The 24375-nt window shown below is 65.4% G+C and carries 22 protein-coding genes; 9 read left to right on the plus strand and 13 right to left on the minus strand.

All coding sequences use genetic code 11. From position 1 onward, the window contains the following. The first annotated feature begins 171 nt into the window (after window positions 1-171). Complete coding sequence (locus RX330_RS13575; RefSeq protein WP_317243325.1) at window positions 172-546, plus strand: Hpt domain-containing protein; 375 nt, start codon at window positions 172-174, stop codon at window positions 544-546. A 162-nt stretch (window positions 547-708) separates the two neighbouring features. Then, window positions 709-1029 carry a 2Fe-2S iron-sulfur cluster-binding protein gene (locus tag RX330_RS13580; RefSeq protein WP_018317347.1) on the plus strand — a complete coding sequence of 107 codons (321 nt, stop codon included), beginning with the start codon at window positions 709-711 and terminating at the stop codon, window positions 1027-1029. 8 nt (window positions 1030-1037) lie between these two features. On the opposite strand, the gene RX330_RS13585 is transcribed toward RX330_RS13580, so the two are convergent. Further along, a complete protein-coding gene (locus tag RX330_RS13585) occupies window positions 1038-1514 on the minus strand; it encodes an acyl-CoA thioesterase (RefSeq protein ID WP_212091565.1) in 477 nt (158 codons plus the stop codon). A 181-nt stretch (window positions 1515-1695) separates the two neighbouring features. Between RX330_RS13585 and RX330_RS13590 the strand changes: the two genes are divergently transcribed. Next, window positions 1696-2724 carry an NAD(P)/FAD-dependent oxidoreductase gene (locus RX330_RS13590; protein ID WP_212091567.1) on the plus strand — a complete coding sequence of 343 codons (1029 nt, stop codon included), beginning with the start codon at window positions 1696-1698 and terminating at the stop codon, window positions 2722-2724. A 107-nt stretch (window positions 2725-2831) separates the two neighbouring features. Beyond that, window positions 2832-3425 (plus strand): DUF2147 domain-containing protein, encoded by a 594-nt coding sequence (locus RX330_RS13595; protein WP_317243326.1) that lies wholly within the window; start codon window positions 2832-2834, stop codon window positions 3423-3425. A gap of 273 nt (window positions 3426-3698) precedes the next feature. Here the strand turns inward: RX330_RS13595 and RX330_RS13600 are convergent, their stop codons facing one another. From RX330_RS13600 to RX330_RS13610, 3 genes are all read right to left on the minus strand, one after another. After that, the gene (locus tag RX330_RS13600) at window positions 3699-3968 is read right to left on the minus strand and encodes a hypothetical protein (protein WP_317243327.1); all 270 of its coding nucleotides are present in this window, start codon (window positions 3966-3968) and stop codon (window positions 3699-3701) included. A 186-nt stretch (window positions 3969-4154) separates the two neighbouring features. Beyond that, a complete protein-coding gene (locus tag RX330_RS13605; RefSeq protein ID WP_317243328.1) occupies window positions 4155-5519 on the minus strand; it encodes a sensor histidine kinase in 1365 nt (454 codons plus the stop codon). Next, complete coding sequence (locus RX330_RS13610; RefSeq protein WP_212091575.1) at window positions 5516-6196, minus strand: response regulator transcription factor; 681 nt, start codon at window positions 6194-6196, stop codon at window positions 5516-5518. Before RX330_RS13610 ends, RX330_RS13605 begins: the two co-directional genes overlap by 4 nt. A 348-nt stretch (window positions 6197-6544) precedes the next feature. Between RX330_RS13610 and RX330_RS13615 the strand changes: the two genes are divergently transcribed. Then, window positions 6545-7432, plus strand: a complete 888-nt coding sequence (locus tag RX330_RS13615; RefSeq protein WP_317243329.1) for a MipA/OmpV family protein — start codon at window positions 6545-6547, stop codon at window positions 7430-7432. A gap of 6 nt (window positions 7433-7438) precedes the next feature. Then, window positions 7439-8179: a hypothetical protein gene (locus RX330_RS13620; protein ID WP_317243330.1), complete on the plus strand. Its 741-nt coding sequence runs from the start codon at window positions 7439-7441 to the stop codon at window positions 8177-8179. Window positions 8180-8198: 19 nt separating this feature from the next. Here the strand turns inward: RX330_RS13620 and garD are convergent, their stop codons facing one another. The 8 genes from garD to RX330_RS13660 all read right to left on the minus strand — a co-directional run bounded on the left by garD (window position 8199) and on the right by RX330_RS13660 (window position 19689). Next, a complete protein-coding gene (gene garD, locus RX330_RS13625) occupies window positions 8199-9740 on the minus strand; it encodes a galactarate dehydratase (protein WP_212091581.1) in 1542 nt (513 codons plus the stop codon). A 121-nt stretch (window positions 9741-9861) separates the two neighbouring features. Further along, complete coding sequence (locus tag RX330_RS13630; RefSeq protein WP_317243331.1) at window positions 9862-11310, minus strand: aldehyde dehydrogenase family protein; 1449 nt, start codon at window positions 11308-11310, stop codon at window positions 9862-9864. A 17-nt stretch (window positions 11311-11327) separates the two neighbouring features. Beyond that, window positions 11328-12671 (minus strand): glucarate dehydratase, encoded by a 1344-nt coding sequence (gene gudD, locus RX330_RS13635; protein ID WP_317243332.1) that lies wholly within the window; start codon window positions 12669-12671, stop codon window positions 11328-11330. 24 nt (window positions 12672-12695) lie between these two features. Further along, on the minus strand, window positions 12696-13640 hold the full coding sequence (gene kdgD / locus RX330_RS13640) for a 5-dehydro-4-deoxyglucarate dehydratase (RefSeq protein ID WP_317243333.1): 945 nt from the start codon (window positions 13638-13640) through the stop codon (window positions 12696-12698). A gap of 131 nt (window positions 13641-13771) precedes the next feature. Continuing rightward, the gene (locus RX330_RS13645; protein ID WP_212091598.1) at window positions 13772-14677 is read right to left on the minus strand and encodes a LysR substrate-binding domain-containing protein; all 906 of its coding nucleotides are present in this window, start codon (window positions 14675-14677) and stop codon (window positions 13772-13774) included. A gap of 124 nt (window positions 14678-14801) precedes the next feature. Then, entirely contained in the window at window positions 14802-16154 is a 1353-nt protein-coding gene (locus RX330_RS13650) for an MFS transporter (RefSeq protein WP_317243334.1), read from the minus strand. A 408-nt stretch (window positions 16155-16562) separates the two neighbouring features. Beyond that, window positions 16563-18515, minus strand: a complete 1953-nt coding sequence (locus tag RX330_RS13655; protein ID WP_317243335.1) for a hypothetical protein — start codon at window positions 18513-18515, stop codon at window positions 16563-16565. Window positions 18516-18606: 91 nt separating this feature from the next. Continuing rightward, on the minus strand, window positions 18607-19689 hold the full coding sequence (locus RX330_RS13660) for a YbhN family protein (protein ID WP_212091611.1): 1083 nt from the start codon (window positions 19687-19689) through the stop codon (window positions 18607-18609). Between the two features lie 426 nt (window positions 19690-20115). Between RX330_RS13660 and RX330_RS13665 the strand changes: the two genes are divergently transcribed. Together RX330_RS13665 and RX330_RS13670 are read left to right on the plus strand one after the other, a co-directional pair. Then, a complete protein-coding gene (locus tag RX330_RS13665) occupies window positions 20116-20622 on the plus strand; it encodes a ferritin-like domain-containing protein (protein ID WP_317243336.1) in 507 nt (168 codons plus the stop codon). A 243-nt stretch (window positions 20623-20865) separates the two neighbouring features. Continuing rightward, window positions 20866-23265, plus strand: coding sequence for an EAL domain-containing protein (locus RX330_RS13670; protein WP_317243337.1), 2400 nt, complete (start codon window positions 20866-20868; stop codon window positions 23263-23265). Window positions 23266-23268: 3 nt separating this feature from the next. On the opposite strand, the gene RX330_RS13675 is transcribed toward RX330_RS13670, so the two are convergent. Beyond that, window positions 23269-23703, minus strand: coding sequence for a hypothetical protein (locus tag RX330_RS13675; protein WP_317243338.1), 435 nt, complete (start codon window positions 23701-23703; stop codon window positions 23269-23271). A gap of 73 nt (window positions 23704-23776) precedes the next feature. On the opposite strand from RX330_RS13675, the gene RX330_RS13680 reads away from it, so the two are divergent. Beyond that, the gene (locus tag RX330_RS13680; protein ID WP_317243339.1) at window positions 23777-24364 is read left to right on the plus strand and encodes a hypothetical protein; all 588 of its coding nucleotides are present in this window, start codon (window positions 23777-23779) and stop codon (window positions 24362-24364) included. The last annotated feature ends 11 nt before the right edge of the window (window positions 24365-24375 follow it).

The raw sequence follows: 24375 nt of genomic DNA on the forward strand, positions 1-24375 counted from the left end.
CAACAAATGCAATTCTCCACCGGTCTCGGCGGATTGCGGCAACTTTTCGTCAATAAACGGGCAGATCTGCGTCAAACGGGCCAAACATTTCGTTAACCATTTCCATGCTTGGGTGAGGTGAAATCCACCGCCGGACCGGCGGAACCGTCGCGCGATGCCGGGGCCTGCGCCATGACGCCTGAACTGCAACGGATGGACTGGATGCCCTCGCCCCCGCTTGCACCCATCGACAGCCCTCTCGACCTCGACCATCTCTCCCGGATGACGCTCGGCGATGCGGAGCTGGAACAGGAAGTGCTGGCCATGTTCGCCGAGCAGACGGTCCGCCTGATGGCGGCGATGACGGCGCAGCCGGCGGAGGCCGGTGCACTTGCCCACAAGCTCAAGGGCTCGGCCTGCGGGATCGGCGCTTTCGCGGTGGCTGATGCCGCAGCGAGCCTGGAGACCGCGATTCAGACCGGCCATAGCCAGCACCACGCCTTCGCCGCGCTGAAGGAGGCCGTGATCGAGGCCCGTGCTGCCATCGAGGCGATCCTGAAGCCCTAGGGCCAGCCGGCCGAGCCGGCTCTAGTCGCTTGTTTTGATGCATTTTCTTGCCGCAAAGCGGGATTCACTTCGCGTCAAAACCCTATGGCGCCGGGCTGGTCGACCCGTTATAGGACAGCCCGGACCCTCCTTCATTCCAGCACCGCGGCAGCACGAGCACACATGGCCAAGATTCACTTTGTCGACCACAAGGGCGAAACCCGCACGGTGGAAATCGAGAACGGCGCAACCGTGATGGAAGCCGCGATCCGCAACAGCATTCCCGGCGTCGAGGCCGAATGCGGTGGCGCCTGCGCGTGCGCAACCTGCCATGTGTATGTCGACGAAGCCTGGCGCGAGAAGGTCGGCAGCCCGACTCCGATGGAGGAGGACATGCTCGATTTCGGTTTCGACGTGCGCCCGAATTCACGTCTGTCCTGCCAGATCAAGGTCTCCGACGACCTCGATGGTCTCGTCGTGACGACGCCGGAACGGCAAGCCTGATCGATCCCTCAAACAGACTGACTGCTCGGCGGCACGACCTCGATGCCGCGCTTGTGCCAGGGTCTGAGCTTCTCGACGATCTCCGCGCTGAGCGGCGCAGGCCGCCGCGTCGCCTCGTCGAGCATGACGCCGACCGACATCGCCGAGGCAATGCACTTTCCTTCCGAGAACACGACCTGCTCGAAGGTCACTGACGTTCGCCCTAACTTCACCACGCCAAGGCCGAGCTCGATCGTGCCCGGCCAGTGCAGTTCGGCGCGAAAATGCATGTCGAGCCGCACCATGATCCAGGCGAGGCCCGGCGGGGTCAGGCCGTACTGAGGCAGCTTCATCAGCGTGACACGGCCGGTCTCGAAATAGGTGGCGTAGACCGCGTTGTTGACGTGCTGGTTGGGATCGAGATCGCCGAAGCGGACATTGTCGCTGAGGCGGAAGGGGAAGTCCTCCAGGCGCGGCGTGGTGTCGAGGCGGCTTGGTGCGTTCACCGATTGATCTCCGTCATATCCTTGCTCGTTACAGCCCACTTATCCTGTCCCGGCAAGTGGGCGCGGCGGCGGGGCCTCCCGCTTTTATGCCTTCCCTGATCCATCCCCGTTGGCTAGACAGGCAGGGTCACTTCGGCCCGAAGGGCGCCGTCCAACCGATAACGATCGATAAAGAGACGACATGAGCGACGTGATCAAAACCGACGTGCTGATTATTGGCGCCGGCCCCTGCGGTCTGTTCGCCGCCTTCGAGCTCGGCCTTCTCGACATGAAGGCGCATTTCGTCGACATCCTCGACAAGGTCGGCGGCCAATGCGCCGAGCTCTATCCGGAAAAGCCGATCTACGACATTCCCGGCATTCCGCAGGTTTCGGGGCAGGGCCTTACCGACGCGCTGATGGAGCAGATCAAGCCGTTCCATCCAACCTTCCATCTCGGCGAGATGGTAGAGACCGTGGAGAAGATCGGCGATCCCCTGTTTCGCTGCACCACGGATGCGGGCAAGGTGTTCGAATGCAAGGTGCTGGTGATCGCGGCCGGTGGCGGCTCGTTCCAGCCCAAGCGTCCGCCGGTGCCGGGCATCGAGGCCTATGAAGGCACGTCAGTCCATTACGCCGTGCGCAAGATGGAAACGTTCCGCGACAAGAACGTGCTGATCGTCGGCGGCGGCGATTCCGCGCTCGACTGGACGCTCAATCTGCATCCGATCGCCAAGCGCATCACGCTGTTGCATCGACGCGACGAGTTTCGCGCCGCGCCCCACAGCGTCGAGCAGATGCGCGCGCTGGTTGCCGCCGGCAAGATGGATCTGCGGCTCGGCCAGGTCACGGCGCTCTCGGGCGCCGAGGGCAAGCTCGCCGGCGCCACCATCAAGGGCAACGACAACAATGTGAGCGACATTTCCTGCGACACCATGCTGCCGTTCTTCGGACTGACCATGAAGCTCGGCCCGGTCGCGAACTGGGGCATCGCGCTGGAGAACAATCTGGTGCCGGTCGAGACCTCCGCGTTCGAGACCAACGTGCCGGGCATCTTCGCGATCGGCGACATCAACACCTATCCCGGCAAGATCAAGCTGATCCTGTGCGGCTTCCACGAGGGTGCGCTGATGTCGCAAAAAGCCCATCGCTACGTCTTTCCGGATAAGCGGCTCGTGTTCCAGTACACGACGTCATCCTCCAGCCTGCAAAAGAAGCTGGGTGTCAACTGACGGCAGCGGAGCGGGGGAGGCGATGCCCCATGTTTCTGGTGCTGGAGCTGTTCGCGAAATCGCCGTAGTCTGCGGCCATTCCGGTCATGGAATAGTAAGGTGAACTAATGCGGAATTCTCCCAGCTTTCGGCTGCCCTTCCTCGCGCTGGCATTGTCGCTCGCGGCGGTGACGCCGTCTGCGGCGCAGACCGCCGAGCCCACGGCGGCGGGCCTCTGGCAGAAGGTCGAAGACGGCAAGACGGTCGGATGGTTCCTGTTCGTCGACCGCAGCGGCGTCTTCGAAGGCGTGATCGCGAAGACCTTCCCGCGGCCCGGCGACGATCCGAACGAGGTGTGCTCCAAGTGCACGGACGACCGCAAGAACGCGCCGGTGCTCGGCATCTCCTTCGTCCGCAACATGAAGCGCGAAGGCCTGAAGTACGAAGGCGGCAACGTGCTCAATCCGCGTGACGGCCAGATCTGGAAGGCCAACATGAAGGTCAGTCCCGATGGCCAGACCCTGACGTTGCGCGGCTATCTCGGATTCTCGCTGCTCGGCAAGGACGAGACCTGGACGCGCCTGCCTGACGCCAACATCGCCCAGGTCGATCCCGCCATCGTGGCAAAATATCTGCCCGCGCAGGCTGCGGCCACCAAGCCGCCGGCACCCGCGCCGAAGAAGAGCGGCGGCGGGATGATGGCGCCGGCGCCCAAGCAATAGAGGCGTCTGCCCGCGCGTCCTGCCCCGACCGGCTGTCGCGCCACGCGTCGCCGTCGCCCCTTGCGAGGAATTCGACGGCGTTTGCGGATGCGCTGTTTCGTTCGGGCAGCATCTGAACGCGCGTGCCATTCCGATTGGTGCGGGGAGAGGCCGTCACGCCGGGCGTGCCCCGTGCATCCACATCGGCGGAGCAAGACGTGGATGGGCCGGGACAAGCCCGGCCATGACGTTTCAGCACAAAAAGAGTGATTGTTGTTGGATGACGAGAAAGGCTTAGCGCGCCTGGCTCTCCGAACCCGCGCTCGCAAGCTGCTTGACGCGCGGCGACAGCACCGAGACCTGCGCGGGCGAGGCCGGCATGCCGGCGACGATCATCGCGGGCGCAGCCGACTGCTCCTCGACGCCGCCGCCGCCGAGCACCTGCACTTGCGTCGCCGAGATCGGAAACGACGTCACTTCGTAAGAGGGAAGCTCGCTGCCGAAGGCACTGGTCGAGCTCGCAATCACAGCGGCGGCGACGGCAATCATTGTGAAAACACGCATTGGAAATCTCCGTTGAAGATGTCAATCGGAGGTTTGGTCGTGACGGTGCAGGAACAGGTTCGCGCGTGTGCGAACATTCGATTGGCCTTGGGCGCAATATTGGTTGCCTGATGCGAAAGGACGAAACGATGAAGAAGCTTTTCGCGCCAGTGTTTCCGGACGGTTTCGCGGATCGGTACGCCTCGCTTAGTGCTCTTGCAGATCGGGCTGCGGGGCTTTGACCGGCGCGATGGCCGCGGGAAAGCGTAGGCTCATGGTCGTGCCGCGGCCGGGCGTGGAAGCAATGACCAGCTCGCCGCCATGAGCGGCCATGATCTCGCGGACGATCGACAGGCCGAGGCCCGCGCCGTCGCCGGCCGCGTTGCCGGTCTGAAACGGCTCGGTCAGCCCGAGTTCGGCGCCATCGGGCAGGCCCGCGCCGTCGTCGTGAATGGAGATGCCATCGCGGCTGAGCGTGGCGACGATGCGTTGCGCGCCATGGGCGTGGATGAGCGCGTTTCCGACGAGATTGGCGAGCGCGCTGCGAATCGCGGCGTCCACGCCTTGCACCAGGAGCGGACCTTTCCCGTCCTGCTCCAGCGCGAGCTCGATGCCGGCGTCCAGTGCCGAGGGACCGAAATCGGCCAGCACGTCGAGTGTGATCTGGGCGAGATCGATCGGCCGCTTCTCGATCGCATGATTTTGCAGCCGGGCCAGGTCGAGCATGGCGGAGACCAGTGACGTCAGGCGCCTGACGTCGCGCACCAATTCGGCCTTCAGCGCCGGCTCGGGCACGTCCTCGATCTTCGCACGCAGCAGCGTGAGCGGCGTGCGGAGTTGATGGGCAGCGTTGCCGAGAAAGCGGCGTTGCATCCTGATGTAGGCGTCGATCTCGCCGAAGGCACGGTTCAACGCCTCGACCAGCGGCTTCAGCTCGTAAGGAACCTCCGACAAGGATATCGAGCCTTGCGGCGCCGACGGATCGATCGCGAGGGCGCGCTTCGCGACCCGTTCGATTCCCCGTGAGACGAAACGAGCGGCCAGGGCCGAACCGATCGCGACGGTCGCAGCAAAGGCCAGTGCCACCAGGATGATCGAATAGATCCTGCGGAGGAGAAAAGTCCTTGCAATCCGGCCAAAGCGGACCTGAGGCTCGCCGACCATCATCGCGAGCCGCAACGAGCCCCGTTGCACGGCGGAGAGACAGAAGGTGCTGTTCTGGTCGAGCGTGCTGAAGACGGACGAGCCGACTGGCCCGTGGTAGGGAAACACGAAGGGAAGGGCGGGTCGATGTTCGCTGCCGTACTCGCTGAGCAGGTCGCCCGAGGATACGACGTACCAGAGGTTTGGACTGTCCGCCTTCAGTTCCTCGAGGGCAGGAGTCGAACGTACCGTCAGCTTTTGCCCTTCGATCACCGTCGCGCGATCGAGAATGGCGGCCACGACCTGGCAGGACCTGAATTCGCGTTCCTCGGTCGGGTAGCGCCAGATGAAGATGCTGAGCATGATCAGGAAGATCGCCGTGGCGGCGATGCCGAGCGACAGTGCAAACGTCCGGGCGATCGACCTCATCGAGGTGTTGCCAGCCGCAGGATATATCCGATGCCCCGCATGCTGCGGATTTCGACGTCGCCGCCGAGTTCAGCCAGTTTCTTGCGCAGGCGTGAGACCTGCGATTCGAGTGTGTTGGACTCGATCTCGTCGTCGAAGCCGTAGATCTCCTCGATCAGGGCGGCGCGGGTGATGACGCGGTCGCGCCGCATCAGCAGCGCTCCCAGGATCAGGGCCTCACGCCGCCGCAGCAGAATTTTGGTGTCGGCGACGACGGCCTCGTTGCTGCCGAGATGCAGCTCGACATTGCCGAGCGACAGCACCGAGGGCGCGAGCAGCCGGGGCCGCCGCAGCACCGCGCGTACCCGCGCGAGCAGCTCCTGCGGCTCGAACGGCTTGCCGAGATAATCGTCAGCGCCGCCGTTGAGACCATCGACGACATCCTCCGTGGCGTCCCTGGACGTCAGCATGATGATCGCGGGGCGGTCGGGCGATTGGCTCAGCGCCGTGACCACCTGGAGCGCATCGCCGTCGGGCAGCATCCGGTCGATGATCGCGAGATCATATTTGAAGTTGCTCAGCGCCTGGCGGGCATCGGCAATCGAGCTGACGAGATCGACGATCCCGTGCAATTGCCCGAGCAGGCGGCTGACATAAGCGCCGATCTGCGGTTCGTCTTCGATCACAAGGGAGCGCACGCGGGTCGTCCTTGACTGTGCTGGCAACAGAACCCGAGCGTGACGCTCCCTGGCCGAAGTCTGGCGTTTCGGCTCGTGCGCAGGGTTCCCATAAAGGCAGCGAGCTTGGCGAATAAAAGGCAGACGCAAGCGGGCTGATCGGCACTGCCGGCCAAAGTTTGGGCGCATGGGCGCCTCTCGGCAATGTTCGGGCAATATTGGTTCGGCGAGCCATGCGCAGCACACGCCGGGAGCGGATTGTCTCAGCGGCTCTCGCCTTGCAATCTTGGGGCAATTTTGCCGGACCACATGCTGAGGCTCCGAACCACATCAGTCGACCAGGCCAGCAAGGCCGGTCCGGGGCCCGTAATGAAGCATCTTGACGAAGCCGCCTTCCGCCTCACGGTGAATGCGCGGCTGACCATCGCCCTCCTTGCCGCACTCGGTGCGATCGTGACCATTCCACAACCGGCATCGGCGCAGACCCCGGTCACGCTGCCCGCGCCGCCGTTCGAGCTGCCGATGCTGCCTTCGCCCTCGGGCAACTGGACCGTCATGGTCGGCATCGGCGGACAGTACATGCCCAATTTCGTCGGGTCGAACGACGGGAAATTCCTCCCGATTCCGATCTTCACCATCCGTCGTGCCGGATCAGTCGACCAGTTTCGCGGGCCGCGCGACAGCGCCAGCATCGCGCTTCTCGACGTCGGCAATTTTCGCGCCGGCCCTGCGTTCAAATACATCGCCTCGCGCAAGGCTGACAAATATGCGGAGCTGACAGGTCTCGGCAATGTCGACGCCGCCTACGAGCTCGGCGGCTTCGTCGAATACTATCCCGTGGACTGGCTGCGCCTGCGCAGCGAATTGCGCCAGGGTATCGGCGGCCACACCGGCACGGTCGCCGACGTCTCCGCCGACGTCATCGTTCCGCTGATTCAAAGGCTCACGATCTCGGCCGGTCCGCGCTTCACCTGGAAGAGCACCAAGGCGACCGCGCCCTATTTCGGCGTGGATGCCGCGCAGGCGCTGGCGTCGGGGTTGGCGAGATACGATGCCAGGGGCGGCGCACACTCGGTCGGCTTCGGCAGCCAGATCTCCTACCGCATCAATCCGCAGTGGGAGGTCCACGCCTATGTCGAGTACGAGAAGCTGCTCGGCGACGCCGCGGACAGCCCGCTGGTCAAGCTGCGGGGATCGTCGAACCAGACCACCGTTGGACTCGGCGCGTCCTATTCGTTCGACTTCAGGATTCGGTAGCTCGCCATGCGCCGCACTGCTTTCCTATGGATCGGCCTCGCGGCCGCTTGCGTCGCTCTCGGCGCGGCCGCGGCCTTCGAGACGCGCGCGAGCCGTCTCCAGGCAATCAAGACCGTCGGCATCGTCTCGGCCATCGGCGAGGAAATGAGCCTGATGCAAGCCGGATTGACCGGCCTTGGCAACAGCGCGCAAAGCGTGTCGATCAGCGCATGGGGTCTGGACGAGCTGATCGTCCAGCAGGCAACGAAGCTGCTCGGCGGACGTTTTCGCGTGCAGCCGGTGACGTACAGGCGCGCGGCATTCGCTGCGATCCGGGATTCGGCGGTTGCGCCCGTCAATCTGCTGCGGAGCGATCCGTTCAAGGAGCTGGTTCGCACCGACATTACCCCGCAGGGACTGGATGCCTATATCGTCATCACCCGGGCAAGATCGAAACTCGGAAATGGACGCAGCGTCGAGGGCGTCGGCTTCGCCGAATACCGGACGCTGCTTGCAAACTACGGCCTGATCCACGCGTTGTACGAAGTGCGCGTCATCGAGGGCAAATCGTTCGACGTGATCGAGAAGCGGGCGGCCGCGCCGCTCGACAACACCGGGACCGTCAGCGTCGCAGGCCCGAGCGGCCAGGTCGACGACATGTTCGACGGACCGGCTGCAAGCGAACGGCTGCGCGCGGCGATTGCGGACCTGATCACGCGCAGCCTGCCCGTCACGCTGGGCGACATGCATCTGATCGACAGGCAGTGATCGACCGACTCCGCGGCGCTCAGGTCACCGGCGCCGGATTGAACAGCGTGAGATCGTTGTGGATGCCCCAGCGATCCGACCATGGTTTGGTGCGGCCAGAGGCGACGTCGAGGATCAGGCGGAACAGGTCCCAGCCGGTTTCCTCGATGGTCTTCTCGCCGGTGGCGATGCGGCCGGCGTCGAAGTCGATCAGGTCCTTCCAGCGCCGGGCGAGCTCGCTGCGGGTCGCGACCTTGATCACGGGCGCTGCCGCGAGCCCGTAGGGCGTCCCGCGGCCGGTGGTGAACACTTGCAGCGTCATGCCCGAGGCGAGCTGCAGCGTGCCGCAGATGAAGTCGGAGGCGGGCGTCGCCGCGAACAGCATGCCCTTCTGCGTCGCCTTTTCGCCGGGCGAGAGCACGCCGGTGATTGCGGAGGAGCCGGACTTGACGATCGAGCCCAATGACTTCTCGACGATGTTGGCGAGGCCGCCCTTCTTGTTGCCGGGCGTGGTGTTGGCGCTGCGGTCGGCGCCGCCACGGGCGAGATAGGAATCGTACCAGGCCATTTCGCGCACCAGCGCGCGGCCGACGTCCTCGTTGATGGCGCGCCGCGTCAGCAGCTGGATGGCATCGCGCACTTCGGTCACTTCCGAGAACATCACGGTAGCGCCCGCGCGCACCAGGAGGTCCGCGGCGAAGCCGACGGCGGGGTTGGCGGTGACGCCGGAGAAGGCGTCGCTGCCGCCGCATTGCAGGCCGATGACGAGATCGGAGGCCGGGCAGGTCTCGCGCTGGCGGGCGTTGAGCACCTTCAGCCGGGATTCGGCCTGGGACATGATCGCATCGACGATCGCGCCGAAGCCGTCGAAGGCTTCGTCCTGCATCCGCACGATGGCATCGCTGACGCCTTCGGGCACCAACCGCTCCGGCGCGAGCTTCTCGCAGCCGAGACCGATGACCAGGATCTCGCCGCCGAAATTCGGGTTCAGCGCGATGTTCTGCAGCGTTCGGATCGGCACCACCGCGTCGGGCGCGGTGATGGCGACGCCGCAGCCATAGGCATGCGTCAGCGGCACGACATCGTCGACGTTGGGGTACTTGGGCAGCAGTTCGGCGCGGATGCGCTTCACCGCATATTCCATCGTGCCCTTGACGCATTGCACGGAGGAGGAGATGCCCAGAATATTTTTCGTGCCGACCGAGCCGTCCCGATTGCGATAGCCCTCGAAGGTGAAGCCCTCGAGCGGCGGCAGCGGCGCCGGCACGGCGGTGGAGATTTCGAGCTTGTCGAGGTCGGGAGCCTCCGGCATGCGGATGCGCGCCTCGTCCACCCATTCGCCGGCCGAGATCGGCGACAGCGCATAGCCGATGATTTCGCCATAGCGGATGATCGGCGCGCCTTCGGCGATATCGACAAGCGCCGTTTTGTGCCCCTGCGGCACGAAGGCGCGCAACGTCAGCCCGCAGGCAAAGCGGGAGCCGGCGGGAAGCCCGAAATCATTGACCACGATCGCGACATTGTCGCGCTCGTTGAGCTTGATATAGCGGGGCTGCTCTTTCGCTGCGACGTCCTGGTCCATCTGGGCTTGCCTCCGAAGCCGTAGGGTGGGCTAACGCGCATCGCGCCGTGCCCACCACGCTTCACATCAGACGTAAGCGGTGGGCACGCTTGGCTTTGCCCACCCTACGAGATCTTCCCGGTCAGCCCGGGAACGTATAAGCCGTCTTCACCGTGGTATAGAACTCGCGCGCATACGAGCCCTGTTCGCGGGCGCCGTAGCTCGAGCCCTTTCGGCCGCCGAACGGCACGTGGTAGTCTACGCCGGCGGTCGGCAGATTGACCATCACCATGCCGGACTCGCTGTTGCGCTTGTAGTGCGAGGCGTATTTCAGGCTGGTGGTGCAGATGCCCGAGGCGAGGCCGAACTCGGTGTCGTTGGAGATCGCCAGCGCCTCTTCGTAGTTCTTCGCACGAATCACGGCGGCGACGGGTCCGAAGATTTCCTCGCGCGCGATGCGCATGTTGTTGTTGGCTTCGGTGAACAGCGCCGGCTGGAGGTAATGGCCGGGGCTCTCGCGCTTGAGCAGCTCGCCGCCGAAGGCGAGCTTGGCACCCTCGTCCTGGCCGATCTTGATGTAGCGCAGGTCCTGGTCGAGCTGGCTCTGGTCGACCACGGGGCCGATATGCACGCCGGTCTTGAGCGCGTCGTCGACCGACAGGCTGTTGAGGCGCTCGGCCACCGCCGCGACGAAGCGATCGTGGATGCCTTCGGTGACGATCAGGCGGGAGGAGGCCGTGCAGCGCTGGCCGGTGGAGAAATAGGCGCCGTTGACGGCGACTTCGACGGCGGTCTTGAGATCGGCGTCATCGAGCACGACCAGCGGGTTCTTGCCGCCCATTTCGAGCTGGAATTTCTTCATCGGGTTCGAGAGCACGCAGGCCTGCGCGATCTTGCGCCCGGTTTGCACCGAGCCCGTGAAGGAGATCGCGGCGACGTCCGGGTGATCGAGCAGGGTCTGCCCGACCACCGAGCCCGAGCCGACCACGAGGTTGAACACGCCGGCGGGAATGCCGGAGCGGGTGATGATCTCGGACAGCGCATGCGCCGAGCCCGGCACCAGTTCGGCCGGCTTGAACACCACGGTGTTGCCGTAGCACAGCGCCGGCGCGATCTTCCAGGCAGGGATGGCGATCGGGAAATTCCAGGGCGTGATCATGCCGACGACGCCCATCGGCTCACGGGTGAGCTCGACGTCGAGGCCGGGACGCACCGAGGCGCCCTTCTCACCGATCAGGCGCAGCGCCTCGCCGGCGAAGAACGCGAAGATCTGGCCGGCGCGGGCGACCTCGCCGATACCCTCGGGGAGGGTCTTGCCCTCCTCACGGGCGAGCAGGCGGCCGAGCTCTTCCTTGCGGGCGAGGATTTCGAGCGAAATCTTGTTCAGCGCGTCGAAGCGCGCCTGCGGCGTCGACTGCGCCCAGGCGGGGAAGGCGGCCTTGGCGGCGGCGATCGCCTTCTCGGTCTGCGCCTTGTCGGCCTTGGCGTATTCGCCGACGACGTCGTTGGTGTTGGAGGGATTGATGTTCCTGGTGACGCCCGAGCCGTCGACCCATTCGCCACCGATGAAGTTTTTAAGGATCGCAGTCATCGTTTCCTCCAGAGTGTTTACCGCACGAGGCAGGGACGCTTGTCGTCGAAGGTCCAGCCTGGGATCAGGTCCTGCATGGCAATAGCGTCATCACGGGCGCCAAGTCCATGCCGCTTGTAGAGGTCATGCGCCGCGTCGATAGCGGCCCTGTCGATTTCGATACCCAGCCCCGGCCTGTCGGGGACGGCAATCTTGCCGCCCTTGATCTGGAGCGGCTCTTTGGTCAGCGCCTGGCCGTCCTGCCAGATCCAGTGGGTGTCGATCGCGGTGACCTTGCCGGGCGCGGCGGCGCCGACATGGGTGAACATGGCCAGCGAAATGTCGAAATGGTTGTTGGAATGCGAGCCCCAGGTCAGGCCGTTGTCCCGGCAGGTCTGGGCGACGCGCACCGAGCCCTGCATGGTCCAAAAATGGGGATCGGCCAGCGGAATGTCCACTGCGCCGAGGCGCAGCGCATGGGAGAGCTGGCGCCAGTCGGTCGCGATCATGTTGGTTGCGGTGGGCAGCCCCGTGGCGCGGCGGAACTCGGCCATGATTTCGCGGCCGGAGAAGCCGGCCTCGGCGCCGCAGGGGTCCTCGGCATAGGCGAGGACACCGTGCATGCCCTTGCAGAGCCTGATCGCCTCGTCCAGCGACCAGGCGCCGTTGGGGTCTAGCGTGACGCGCGCGTTCGGGTAGCGCTTGGCGATGGCGGTGACGGCCTCGATCTCCTGCTCTCCGCGCAGCACGCCGCCCTTCAGCTTGAAGTCGGCGAAGCCGTAATGGTCGTGGGTGGCTTCCGCGAGCCGCACCACGGTCTCGGGCGTCACCGCCTCCTGATGGCGGAGATTGAACCACTCTGGCTTGCCGGTCTCGCCCGCAACGTAGTCCAGCCTGCTCTTGCGGCGATCGCCGACGAAGAAGAGATAGCCCAGCGTCTCCACGCTGCTGCGCTGCAGGCCTTCGCCGAGCAGCGCCGCGACCGGCAGGTTGAGGTGCTGCCCGAGCAAATCGAGCAGCGCAGATTCGATCGCGGTCACGGCGTGGATCATGACGCGGAGGTCGAACGTCTGCTTGCCGCGGCCGCCGGCATCGCGGTCGGCGAAGGCCGTGCGGATTTCGGCGAGGATGTTGTTCATCGCGCCGACGGTCTTGCCGATGACGAGATCGCGCGCGTCCTGCAGCGTCTGCCAGATCTTCTGCCCGCCCGGCACCTCACCGAGGCCGGTGTGACCGGCATTGTCGGTGAGGATGACGATGTTGCGGGTGAAGAACGGCGCGTGCGCACCGCTGAGGTTGAGGAGCATGCTGTCGCGGCCCGCGACCGGGATCACCTGCATCGCCGTGATAACAGGTGCGCCGGAAATATTGGTCTGGGCCATCGAATGCTCCTCGCTGTCGGCGTCCTATTCTGCAGCCTGTTGTGACGTTCGGATGGCGGGCAGATTCTTCACCAGCGCGGTCACCTCCGCGATCTCCTGCTCGGTGAGGTCGGTCAGCGGCGGGCGGACCGGGCCGGAATCACGGCCGATCACCTTCATGCCGGCCTTGATGATCGAGACCGCATAGCCCTTCTTGCGGTTGCGGATCGCGATCAGAGGCAGGATGAAATCCTTCAGCCCGGCCTGGATCGTGGCGTGGTCGCGCTTGCGCACGGCCGTGTAGAAATTGGTGGCGAATTCCGGCACAAAGTTGAACACGGCGGAGGAATAGGTCGTCACGCCCATGTCGAGATAGGGCAGGGCGAAGGTCTCGGCCGTCGGCAGGCCGCCGACATAGGTCAGGCGGTCGCCGAGCTTGGTGTAGACGCGGGTCATCAGCTCGATGTCGCCGATGCCGTCCTTGTAGCCGACGAGGTTCGGGCAGCGCTCGGCGAGACGCGCGAGCGTGTCGGGCTGGAGGATGGCGTTGTCGCGGTTGTAGACGATGACGCCGATCTTCACGGCGGCGCAGACTGCCTCGACATGGGCGGCAAGCCCGTCCTGCTCGGCGTGAGTGAGATAGGGTGGCAGCAGCAGCAGGCCGTCGGCGCCGGCCTTTTCCGCGCCGATCGCGATCTCTCGGGCGATCGCGGTGCCATAGCCGGTGCCGGCGAGCACGGGCACGCGGCCCTTGGTCTCGTCGACGGCAATCTTGACGACTTCGGGAACCTCGGTCGGCGTCAGCGAGAAGAACTCGCCGGTGCCGCCGGCGGCGAACAGGCCGGCGACGTCATAGCCGCACAGCCAGTCCATGTTGGAGCGGTAGGTCGCCTCGTCGAAGGAGTAGTCCGCCCTGAACGGCGTGACGGGAAAGGACAGGAGGCCGGATCCGATCTTCTGGGCCATTTCCTGCGGGGTCATCTTGCTCACGGGCGCTGTTCCCTTCGTGCGTGTTGTGGAGGACGCGGTCCTCGATGCCTGCGCGTCCATGCGCCGTGATTTAGGAGACCGTTCGATGCGGGTCCAAGCCAAAGCCTATATCGACCGATGCGGATTGAGCATCAATCTTCCGCCACCTCCGCGGAGGACAGTTCACCGGCGATCTTGACCAGTGCCGAGAGCAGCGGATTCTCGTCGTCGCGGCGCCAGACCATGAACAGCTCGACCGGCACGCGGCCCCGCAGCTTCAGCGGCCGCAGCCGGACGTCGGAGATCTTCAGGCCCGCAGCCGCGGCCGGCACGATGGCAAGGCCGAGGCCGGCGCGGACCATCGCCAGGATCGAGTGGATCTGGCTGAGATGCTGGACGTAGCGCGGCAGCACGTCGGCGCGGGTGAATTGCGCCACCAGGAGATCGTGGAAGTAGCGGCTCTCATAGGGCGAATACATCACGAAGGGCTGGTCGTCGAAATCCTTGATGGTGATGCTCTCGGCATTCGCGAGCGGATGCTTCTTCGGGATCGCGGCGAGCAGGGGCTCGGCGACGACGCGGCGGCTGGCGAGTTCGGGCCGCGCGATCGGCGGCCTGAGCAGGCCGGCGTCGATCTGGCCCGAGGTCAACGCCTCGAACTGGTCGCCCGACACCATCTCCTTCAGCGAGAAGTCGACCTCGGGCAGCTTGGCGCGGCACGCCGCGACGAGCTCGGGCAGGAAGCCATAGGCGGCGGCCGCGGTGAAGCCGATCTTCACCGACCCCGTCTTGCCGAGCGCGATGCGGCGAGCGACTTGCGAAGCGCTTTCCGCGAGCTTGAGGATGCGGCGCGCCTCCGGCAGGAAGCTTCGTCCCGCAGGGGTGAGACGGACCGAGCGGCTGGTGCGCTCCAGCAGCGGCGCATCGATGATGTGCTCGAGCACCTGGATCTGCCGGGACAGCGGCGGCTGGGTCATGTTCAGCCGCGCGGCGGCGCGGCCGAAATGCAGTTCTTCCGCCACCGTGACGAAACAGCGGAGCTGGTTGAGGTCGAACATCGATACATGCCTTAGATGGATAAGGCGTTTCCCTGGCACTTCTAGCATCGATCACCCCCAAAAACAAAGACGGCGGCTTTGAGGGCCGCCGTTGAGTTGCCTGGTCGAGCTCCCATGGGAGCCCTCAGGAGGAACGTTTGAGCGTCACCCGCTCGATCTTGCCGACGATGACGAGATAGGCGAAGGCGGCCACCAGCGCGTTGAGGCCGACGAACACCAGTGCGCCGTTGAACGAGCCGGTCGCGGCCAGGATGTAGCCGATCACGATCGGCGTGGTGATCGAGGACAAATTGCCGAAGGTGTTGAACAGGCCGCCGGAGACGCCGCCGGCTTCCTTCGGCGAGGTGTCGGACACGACCGCCCAGCCGAGCGCACCGATGCCCTTGCCGAAGAAGGCCAGCGCCATGAAGCCGACCACCAGCGCCTGTCCGTCGACATAGTTGCAGGCGACGATCGACATCGACAGCAGCATGCCGCCGACGATCGGAATCTTGCGCGCCATGGTCAGCGAGCCGGTCCTGCGCAGAATCGCATCGGAGATGATGCCGCCGAGCACGCCGCCGATGAAGCCGCACAGCGCCGGCAGCGTCGCGACGAAGCCGGCCTGCAGGATCGACAGGCCGCGCTCCTTGACGAGATAGACCGGGAACCAGGTCAGGAAGAAATAGGTCAGCGTGTTGATGCAGTATTGGCCAAGATAGACGCCAAGCATCATGCGGTTGGAGAGCAGCTGGCGGATGTGGTGCCGGCCGGAGCCGGCCTCGGGCGAACGCGCGCGCGGCAGATCGTCCTTGGGCGCGTCGAGATCGACCAGCGCGCCGCCTTCCCTGATGTAATCGAACTCGGCCTCGTTGATCGAGGGATGCTCCTTCGGTCCGTAAATGGTCTTGAGCCAGACCAAGCCCATGACGATGCCGAGCGCGCCCATCACGAAGAACACGAAGCGCCAGCCATAGGCGTGCGCGATCCAGCCCATCAGCGGCGCGAAGATCACGGTGGCGAAATACTGTCCCGAGTTGAAGAAGGCCGATGCCGTGCCGCGTTCGTTGCTTGGAAACCAGGCCGCGACGATGCGGGCATTGGCGGGGAAGGAGGGCGCTTCCGCGACGCCGACAAGGAGGCGGAGAGCGAACAGCACGACGACGGCCGCGCCGGCGCTGAGGAAGCCGATCCAGCCCTGCATCAGCGTGAACAGCGACCAGATGATGATGCTGAAGGCATAGACGATGCGCGAGCCGTAGCGGTCGAGCAGCCAGCCGCCCGGCACCTGCGCCACGACATAGGACCAGCCGAAGGCCGAGAAGATCCAGCCCATGGCGACGGGATCGAGATGCAGCTCCTTGGAGAGCGCGGGGCCTGCGATCGACAGCGTGGCGCGGTCGGCATAATTCACGGTGGTGACCAGGAACAACATGGTCACGATGAACAGCCTGACGCGAGATCTCCTCGCTTCCGCTGTGGACACCACTGCGCTCATCAGGCGCCTCCTTGAACTCGACCCGTTTCCCCGAGACGAGTCCTAGAGGCGCGCGCGGCAAAGTGTCCAAGCTCAAGGCAGTATCGATCGATGCCGTTTTTGGATTGATGAAAGGCAGGTCGGGGGGAACGTTACGCGGTGATCGCGAACCTGCTCACCACGCGCTCCGCTGTCATTCCCCGCGAAGGCGGGGAATCCAGTACGCCGAGGCTTCTCGGTTCAATCACAGCTGCCGCGGAGTACTGGATCGCCCGGTCAAGGCCGGGCGATGACACTGAAAGTGTGGACGATGCTAGCCAAACTCGTCATTGCGAGCGCAGCGAAGCAATCCAGGAATCTTTCCGCGGAGGGATTCTGGATTGCTTCGCTGCGCTCGCAATGACGGTGTGGGGAGAGCTCGCGTCTGCGCTACTGCCTTGCGCTCGGCAACAGCTGCGGCAGGGATCCGCGCGTCACGCCCGGCGGCACGGCGTCGAGCCCGAGCACGGCGCTTGCGGCGGGCAGCGCTGCATCCGCCATCGCGGCATGACCTTCTGCGCTCGGATGCACGGCGCCGCCATAGACGGCGGAGAGCACGCCCCAGGTCGCGTCGTGGATGTCGGTCGGCTGGCTTGCGGCCGGCAGTCCTTGCGGATAGGTCATCGCCGCAAAATAGCTGTCATTGGCATCGCGGATCCAGCGCGCGCGGGGCAGGTAGGCGCGGTATTCCGAGGCGCCGCGGCCGCACAGCATCGGCTGGTTCGCTCCGCTCACGATGTCGGGATTGAAGCTCTGGCCGTTCTCGGCGAAGCAGCTGCGGTCGAATTCGGGATCGTTGCCGGAATGGGCGCAAAAGCCGTGATCGGCGAACGCGGCCTGGTGCGCATCGACGAACGTCATGCGATCGGCTTCGGGATCGCGGCACAGCGCGCCGCGCGTGCAGGTGGCGAGGCCCTTCAGCTGCGGCAGAAATTCAGTGTCGACGAAGGTCGAGACGCGGGCAAGGCGCTGTGGGTCGGCGTTGAACGACGGATGGATGTCGAAGCCGGCCCGACCGCCGCGGCAGGGCACGCCGCCGTCGGCGAGCGCTGGGTTGGCATAGGAGACATAGACCACGTGCGAGAGGTCGCCGTCGACCAGGGGCTTCAGCGCCTCGCGCAGCTTGACGAAATTCTGCGGCAGCTCGCGCGCCAGCGCATCACGGGAATCGTCGACGCTCGCCATTACCCCGGAGCGGCGGAACAGCGTGCGCTCGGTCGGGGTCTCGACGATCACGTCGGCGACGAGACCGGAGAAATAGACGTCGTTGGCACCCACCGAGAGCAGCACCAGGTCGAGTGTGCGGTCGGGCTGGCGCTTCTTCGCCGCGGTGAGCGCTTCGCGCAGCTCGGCGACCTGGGCGTTCACGCTGGTGTTGCAGACGCCGGTCTTGCCGGGCGGGCACTCGCGGGCTCGCTGCGAGCCTAGCAGCCCGTCGCCGATGCTGGCGCCGGTGCAGGCGAGCGGCAGGTAGGTCACGGCGATATGGGTGTAACGCACGGCGAGCGCCAGCGCGGTGCGCGTCTGGTAGCTGTACAGCGAGCGGTGGCAGGGCGCGTTGAACCAGAGCGCGCTGTAGCGTTGCCAGTTGGCAAGCGTATCCGGCGCCTCGCAGGCGCGGCCGCCCTTGAAGCCCTGGCGGCTCGGCCGGTAATATTGCGCACCGGCGGTGCCGAGGTAGGAGCGGAAGCAGAAGCCTTCGTCGGACAGCGCCAGCGGACGGTCCGGATTGCCTTCGCCCGAGGCGATGCTGTCCCCGAGGCCGGCGACGAAAATGTCGCGGACCTGGATCTCGGTCTGGACGCGCTGGGTCGGATCGGAGCCGGAGGAGACGTCGACGGTTGCGACCGTCTGCTTGCCGTAGCGGACGCGCAGGTTGATCGGCTCGGCGCAGTCGAAGGTCGATTGTTGCGGGCCGTCGCCGTCGTCGAACGACCAGGCGCAGGTGGCGCCGACCGGCACCGCGCCAACGAGGCGCACGGTGACCGGGTGGTCGATCGGGGTGAGGTAGTTTTCCTTGGTGTTGTCGCGGGTGCAGGGCTGGTTGACCCGGCCCTGGAGGTCGATGCAGAGGCGGTTGACCATGTTGCGGGCCCAGCCGCGGCCTTCGCTCTGGAGCTCCAGCGATTGTTCGGCGGCCAGGATGTTGCGGTTGCGCGCGTTCTCGACATGGAGCAGGAAGTCGCGCTCCTCGCGGAACAGCCGGAAACGGTTGCGCACCTCCCAGCTGATCTGCAGGGCGCCGGCGTCCTGAGCGACGGCGCGCTCGGGCAGCAGGGCGACCAGAATCGCCGCAAGCAGCAGGGCGCCTGCGGAAAGGGAACGAAGGGGGCGAGGGATCATGGCCCGCGTGTTCAACGGCAAAGTTGAGGCGGAAATAAGAGAGGATCGCTCCCCCGCCTGCAACCTTTGTCTCACGGGTTCGAGGATCCGCCTACCGCTTGCCGGCCTGCCGCAGCGCCCGTTCACGCTCCATCCCGGCCACCTGCTTGGGCAGATTGGCCTGGGCGCAGGCCTCCGCCAGCCGCCGCCGCTCCTGCCAGGGGGCGACCACGTTCATCCAGAGCTCGCGCGTGCCCATGATGGAGATGGCGAGGCCGAACGGGATCACGAAATAGAGGATGCGGAACACCAGCAGCGTCGCCAGAAGCTCCTCGCGGCCGAACTGGGGCAGCGCCACCAGCATGGCGGCATCGAACACGCCGATCGACCCGGGCGCATGGCTGGCAAAGCCGATCAGCGTCGCCAGGATGAACACCACGGCAAGCGACATGAAGTCGATCGGCGGATTGGCAGGCATCAGCAGATACATTGCCAGCGCGCAGAAGCCGAGATCGACCACGCCGATCAGGATCTGCACCAGGGTCAGCGGCGCCGAGGGCAGCACCACCTTCCAGCCCTTCTGGCCGAGCTCCCGCCGCTTCTCGCCCATGCACAGCCAGACCAGATATGCGCCGATCGAGGCAAGGCCGCCGAGGGCGATCAGCCGGTTGATCGACGGGGGAAGCTGATCCATCGAGGACGCCGCATCCGGATGGATGGCCAGGCCGATCGAGAGCACGAAGATGTTACCGAGCCAGAAGGTCAGGCCCGACAGGAAACAGATCTTGGCGACGTCGATCGCGTTCAGCCCGTAATCCGAATAGATCCGGAAACGGATCGCGCCGCCGGTGAAGACGGTGGCGCCGATATTGTGACCGATCGAATAGGACGTGAAGCTGGAGAGCGCCGCGATGCGATAGGGCACGTGCTTCTTGCCGATCGTTCGCAGTGCGAAATAGTCGTAGAAGGTCAGCGTGCAGAACGCGAAGAAAACGCAGACTGCCGCGAGCCCGATGCTCCCGCGGGGAATCTCGGTCAACGCGGTCAGGATGACCCCGGTATCGATGCCCTTGAGGGTCCGCACCAGCGTGGTGATCGCGAAGGCGATGATGAAGATGCTCGCGGCGACTCCGAGCCGTCGCCAGCCGATCCATCTCTTGAAGCCGCGCTTCAGCGCGGTCAGCAGTCCGTGCATTCATCCTCCCGGCGGGGGGCAAGACCGACCGGGCCAGGCATTGGCCAATCGGGTGCGATGATGGCCATAGGCAGGCATCGATCGCTAGGCATGATCCGGCTCATTTAAGGCAAAAACACCGGCTTGTGCAGCCCTTGACAACAATAGGTTCTGCGCAGGACCGGCCATTTTGTCATACGCGGTTCACATCGGAAGGCGCGTTAAGCATATGAGTCGTGAAACCGCCCGGCTCGTGCGTTTCGAATGTTGAGATGATCTCAGATCCCGGCTTGGTCCGCATTGCTTCAGCGCAAGCCATACGGGCTTTTTTGGAACGTCGCTGCCGCGCGCTCGTTGTGCCTCATCAGCAACCGAACATGGCGGAATAAGCGGCTTTTCGTGCAGGCCGCTGCCGTGTTGTTCCAGAGAAACCGAGAGGACGGAACGATGGGACTGTTCACAAAAGACATCAAGACCATGAACGACCTGTTCGTGCACCAGCTCCAGGACATCTATTATGCCGAGCAGCAACTGACCAAGGCGCTGCCGAAAATGGCAAGCAAGGCCACCGATCCGCAGCTAAAACAGGGCTTTTTGACGCACCTCGAGGAAACCAAGCAGCACGTCGCTCGGCTCGAGGAGGTCTTCAAGATGCATGGCGTTCCCGTGAAGGCGGTCGACTGCCCGGCGATCGACGGCATCATCGAGGAAGCCGACGAGACCGCCGGCGAGGTCGCGGACAAGGCGGTGCTCGATGCCGCGCTGATCAACGCGGCGCAGGCCGCCGAACATTATGAGATCGTACGCTACGGCAGCCTGATCGCATGGGCCAGGCAGCTCGGCCGCAACGACTGCGCCAGTGTGCTCGCCAAGACGCTCGAGGAAGAGAAGGCGACCGACATGAAGCTGACGAAACTCGCCGAGAGCAAGGTGAACCTGCGTGCGGCGAGCTAAGCTGGCTTGACGGGAATGGCGCCGCGCGGTCATCCGCGCGGCGCTTGCATGCCTGCACCGCATTCCGTCGTCCCCGAAGCGCGGCGTCGGGCCGTATGGCTGGCGCCTGTGCGCGCACACGCGGGGATGAACAATCCGAGTGAATGGACACATCTTCCGTTCACCATTGCCGCAACAGGCGCTTAGCCGGTTACCGACTGTCCACTTCTGTTGGTTGAAGTGCGGGTCCATAGGGGCCCGTGGATGTACCAAGTTCTCTACTGTCTTACCGAAGAGCACGATTTGCGGCTCGTCGCGCTTGGCGGCGCGGTGTGTCTGCTCGCCAGCGCGGCGGCGATCAGCCTGTTCCACCGGGCGCGCGCGACGCAGGGCACCGGGCGTCTGGCCTGGCTCGGCCTCGATGCCGCCGTCAGCGGATGCGGCATCTGGGCGACGCATTTCATCGCGATGCTCGCCTACGGGCCCGGAGGCGCGGGCGCCTACAACATTCCGGTGACGATCCTGTCGTTGATCTTCGCGATCTCCGTGACCTTCGTGGGGCTGAGCATCGCCGTATCGTCCTCGCGCGCCGTGTGGATCGTCCTCGGCGGCGCCATCGTCGGCGCCGGTGTTGCGGCGATGCATTACACCGGCATGGCGGCGCTGGAGATGCCTGCGCGGGTGGACTGGATCGGAAGCACGGTCGCCGTCTCGGTGCTTTCAGGAATCTTCTTTGCGGCACTTGCGCTGTTCGTGGCGGCGCGCCGCGACGACCTCGTCCACGCGCTGGCGGCGACGGCCCTGCTGACGGTCGCCATCGTCGCGCATCATTTCACGGCCATGGGCGCGGTGCTGCTGACGCCGGATCCGACGCTCGCGATCGGCGGCCTGTCGATCCCGCCGGCCTCGCTGTCCTTCCTCACCGCCAGCGCTGCGGTCGCGATCATTGCGATCGCGCTCGTGGCCGCGCTGCTCGACCGTCGTGCCAGGGGCCAATTGGGCGCCCAGCAAATGGTGTTGGATACGGCACTCGAGAACATGTCGCAGGGGCTCTGCATGTTCGACGCCGACGGCAAGATCATCCTGTTCAACGAGCGCTATGCGGCGATGCTTCGCCGCACCGACATCGCGCTCACCGGCCGCCGGCTGGTCGACATCTTGCGGGACGAGCAGGCCAGGGGCCAGTGGCAGGGCGACGCGGACGAATTCTTCGCCCGCCTCGTCGCCGATGCGCGCGAGGGCCGCACCACGACCGACGTCGTCAGCCGGTTCGGCCGCTCCATCCGGGTGGTCAACCAGCCGATGCAGGGTGGCGGCTGGGTCGCGACCTTCGAGGACATCACCGAATGGCTGGAAGCGCAGGCCAAGATCTCGCACATGGCGCGCCATGACGCGCTGACCAGCCTGCCGAACCGCGTGCTGTTCCACGAGCAGCTCGAGCAGGGACTGCGCCGGACCAGGTCGGGCGATCAGCTCGCGGTGCTCTGTCTCGATCTCGATCGCTTCAAGGACATCAACGACTCGCTCGGCCATCCCATCGGCGATGCCCTGCTGAGGGAAGTCGGCCGCAGGCTGTCCCTCGCGGTCGGCGAAAGCGACACCGTGGCGCGGCTCGGCGGCGACGAGTTCGCCGTGGTCCAGATCGGACGCTCCGAGGAAGCCGCTGCGAGATCGCTTGCCGGCCGCCTCGTCGAGGTGATCTCGGCACCTTACGAGATCGACGACCATCAGATCGTGATCGGCGTCTCGATCGGCATCTCGCTGTCGCCGCAGGACGGCAACAATCCCGACGAGCTATTGAAGAACGCCGACCTCGCGCTGTACCGCGCCAAGGCCGACGGCCGCAGCACCTATCGCTTCTTCGAGACCGGCATGGACGCCCGCGCGCAGGCGCGTCGTCTCCTTGAAATGGATCTGCGCGCGGCGCTGCAGCGCGACGAATTCGAGGCTTATTATCAGCCGATCCGCGACGTCGCCAGCGGCCGCGTCGTCGCCTTCGAGGCGCTGCTGCGCTGGAACCATCCGCAGCGCGGCCTGATTGCTCCCATCGACTTCATTCCGCTGGCCGAGGAGACCGGACTGATCGTCCAGCTCGGCGAATTCGTGCTGCGCTCGGCCTGCATCGACGCGGCGACCTGGCCTGATGATGTCGACCTCGCCGTCAATTTGTCGCCGGTCCAGTTCAAGAATCCGAACCTGATCACATCCGTGATCGCGGCGCTGGCCGCCTCGGGACTGCCGGCGCGGCGCCTCGAGCTCGAGATCACCGAATCCGTGCTGCTGCAGAACAGCGAGGCGACGCTGACCACGCTGCACGAGCTGCGCGCCCTGGGCGTACGGATCTCGCTCGACGATTTCGGCACCGGTTATTCGTCGCTGAGCTATCTGCGCAGCTTCCCGTTCGACAAGATCAAGATCGACCGCTCCTTCGTGTCGGAGCTGACGACGCGCGAGGATTCCATGGCGATCATCCGCGCCGTGACGGGCCTTGGCCGCAGTCTCGGGATCGTCACCACCGCGGAAGGCGTCGAGAACGATGCGCAGCTCGAGCTGCTCCGGCGCGAGGGCTGCACCCAGGCGCAGGGCTATCTGTTCAGCAAGCCGCGGCCCGCTTCCGATGTGGCGATGATGCTGGACCGCCCGCGGCTGCGCGTGTCTGCCTGATATTCAGCCGCGGCGCAGCGCGAAATGGGCCCCGCAGAACGCCATCACGGCGCCGAGGCATAGCGCGGCAAGTCCGGCCAGCACGCCCGAGACGGTCGGGATCGGGCTCGGTGCCGAAGCCGCCTGGCCCGCGCCAGCAAGCAGGAGCACGCCGACAGCGATCAGGAATTGCCGCATCCGCTGCGGGATCTGGCCGGAGACGGCGCTCTGCATCAACGTCGCCGTGAAATAGCCGCCGGAGAAGCCGACGGTCGCGATCAGCCACCACGCGATCGCCGCGCCGGCGGGAATGAACTCATGCGAGTCGGAGCGCCAGAGCCCGCCGAGGTCGAGCCCGTAGCGCGCGCCCAGCATGTGCACCGCGAGAGCGAGCAGCACGCCTGAGGTCATTGCGGCGCCGAGAATCAGGCGGCGCGGAAAAGAAATCGTCTCAGCCATGTCCCGCTTGTAGGATGGGCCAGGGCGGTCACGCAAGCGGGTCGCGGAGCGCGGGATTGGATTGATTGTGAGGATGCAGGATTCGGGAGCCGAGGCGGCGTCGGTCACGAGCTACGCCTACAAGGCGTCGCTGATCGGCTCGGCGCATCGCTTCGAGCTGACGGAGGAGGGGCTTTCCTGGCACATCGGCGGCCGCGCCGCGCTGTGGCCCTATGCCGAGATCGGCGCGATCCGGCTGTCGTTCCGCCCGGTCTCGATGCAGCAGCATCGCTTCCGCGCCGATGTCACCCACAGCAGTGGCCGCCGTATCACGATCCTGTCGACGAGCTGGCAGACCGCGGCGCTGATGGCGCCGCAGGACAACGGCTTTCGCGCCTTCATCGTCGAATTGCATGCGCGCATGGCCAAGGCCGGCAGCCGCGCGGTGCTGACCGCCGGGCTTGGCCGTGCGGCCTATGCGGCAGTGCTGGCGTTGCTCGCAATGCTGACGGTGGCGATGGCCGGCCTGTTGATCCGTGCCCTCGTGATCGGCGAGTTCGCCGGCGTGCTGTTCATCCTCGGCTTTGCCGCGCTGTTCGCCTGGCAGGTCGGCGGCTTCGTGCGGCGCAACCAGCCGCAGAGCTACAGTTTCGATCAGGTGCCGAAGGCGCTGCTGCCTTGAGTGCAATCGGC

This window comes from Bradyrhizobium sp. NDS-1, assembly GCF_032918005.1.
Lineage (GTDB): Bacteria > Pseudomonadota > Alphaproteobacteria > Rhizobiales > Xanthobacteraceae > Bradyrhizobium > Bradyrhizobium tunisiense.

What these genes read in the sequence shown, in the direction of transcription:
- RX330_RS13575 (WP_317243325.1), top strand. Translation starts at nt 172, where the DNA reads ATGACGCCTGAACTGCAACGGATGGACTGGATGCCCTCGCCCCCGCTT.
- RX330_RS13580 (WP_018317347.1), top strand. Translation starts at nt 709, where the DNA reads ATGGCCAAGATTCACTTTGTCGACCACAAGGGCGAAACCCGCACGGTG.
- RX330_RS13590 (WP_212091567.1), top strand. Translation starts at nt 1,696, where the DNA reads ATGAGCGACGTGATCAAAACCGACGTGCTGATTATTGGCGCCGGCCCC.
- RX330_RS13595 (WP_317243326.1), top strand. Translation starts at nt 2,832, where the DNA reads ATGCGGAATTCTCCCAGCTTTCGGCTGCCCTTCCTCGCGCTGGCATTG.
- RX330_RS13600 (WP_317243327.1), bottom strand. Translation starts at nt 3,968, where the DNA reads ATGCGTGTTTTCACAATGATTGCCGTCGCCGCCGCTGTGATTGCGAGC.
- RX330_RS13605 (WP_317243328.1), bottom strand. Translation starts at nt 5,519, where the DNA reads ATGAGGTCGATCGCCCGGACGTTTGCACTGTCGCTCGGCATCGCCGCC.
- RX330_RS13615 (WP_317243329.1), top strand. Translation starts at nt 6,545, where the DNA reads ATGAAGCATCTTGACGAAGCCGCCTTCCGCCTCACGGTGAATGCGCGG.
- RX330_RS13620 (WP_317243330.1), top strand. Translation starts at nt 7,439, where the DNA reads ATGCGCCGCACTGCTTTCCTATGGATCGGCCTCGCGGCCGCTTGCGTC.
- garD (WP_212091581.1), bottom strand. Translation starts at nt 9,740, where the DNA reads ATGGACCAGGACGTCGCAGCGAAAGAGCAGCCCCGCTATATCAAGCTC.
- RX330_RS13630 (WP_317243331.1), bottom strand. Translation starts at nt 11,310, where the DNA reads ATGACTGCGATCCTTAAAAACTTCATCGGTGGCGAATGGGTCGACGGC.
- gudD (WP_317243332.1), bottom strand. Translation starts at nt 12,671, where the DNA reads ATGGCCCAGACCAATATTTCCGGCGCACCTGTTATCACGGCGATGCAG.
- RX330_RS13645 (WP_212091598.1), bottom strand. Translation starts at nt 14,677, where the DNA reads ATGTTCGACCTCAACCAGCTCCGCTGTTTCGTCACGGTGGCGGAAGAA.
- RX330_RS13650 (WP_317243334.1), bottom strand. Translation starts at nt 16,154, where the DNA reads ATGAGCGCAGTGGTGTCCACAGCGGAAGCGAGGAGATCTCGCGTCAGG.
- RX330_RS13655 (WP_317243335.1), bottom strand. Translation starts at nt 18,515, where the DNA reads ATGATCCCTCGCCCCCTTCGTTCCCTTTCCGCAGGCGCCCTGCTGCTT.
- RX330_RS13660 (WP_212091611.1), bottom strand. Translation starts at nt 19,689, where the DNA reads ATGCACGGACTGCTGACCGCGCTGAAGCGCGGCTTCAAGAGATGGATC.
- RX330_RS13665 (WP_317243336.1), top strand. Translation starts at nt 20,116, where the DNA reads ATGGGACTGTTCACAAAAGACATCAAGACCATGAACGACCTGTTCGTG.
- RX330_RS13670 (WP_317243337.1), top strand. Translation starts at nt 20,866, where the DNA reads ATGTACCAAGTTCTCTACTGTCTTACCGAAGAGCACGATTTGCGGCTC.
- RX330_RS13675 (WP_317243338.1), bottom strand. Translation starts at nt 23,703, where the DNA reads ATGGCTGAGACGATTTCTTTTCCGCGCCGCCTGATTCTCGGCGCCGCA.
- RX330_RS13680 (WP_317243339.1), top strand. Translation starts at nt 23,777, where the DNA reads ATGCAGGATTCGGGAGCCGAGGCGGCGTCGGTCACGAGCTACGCCTAC.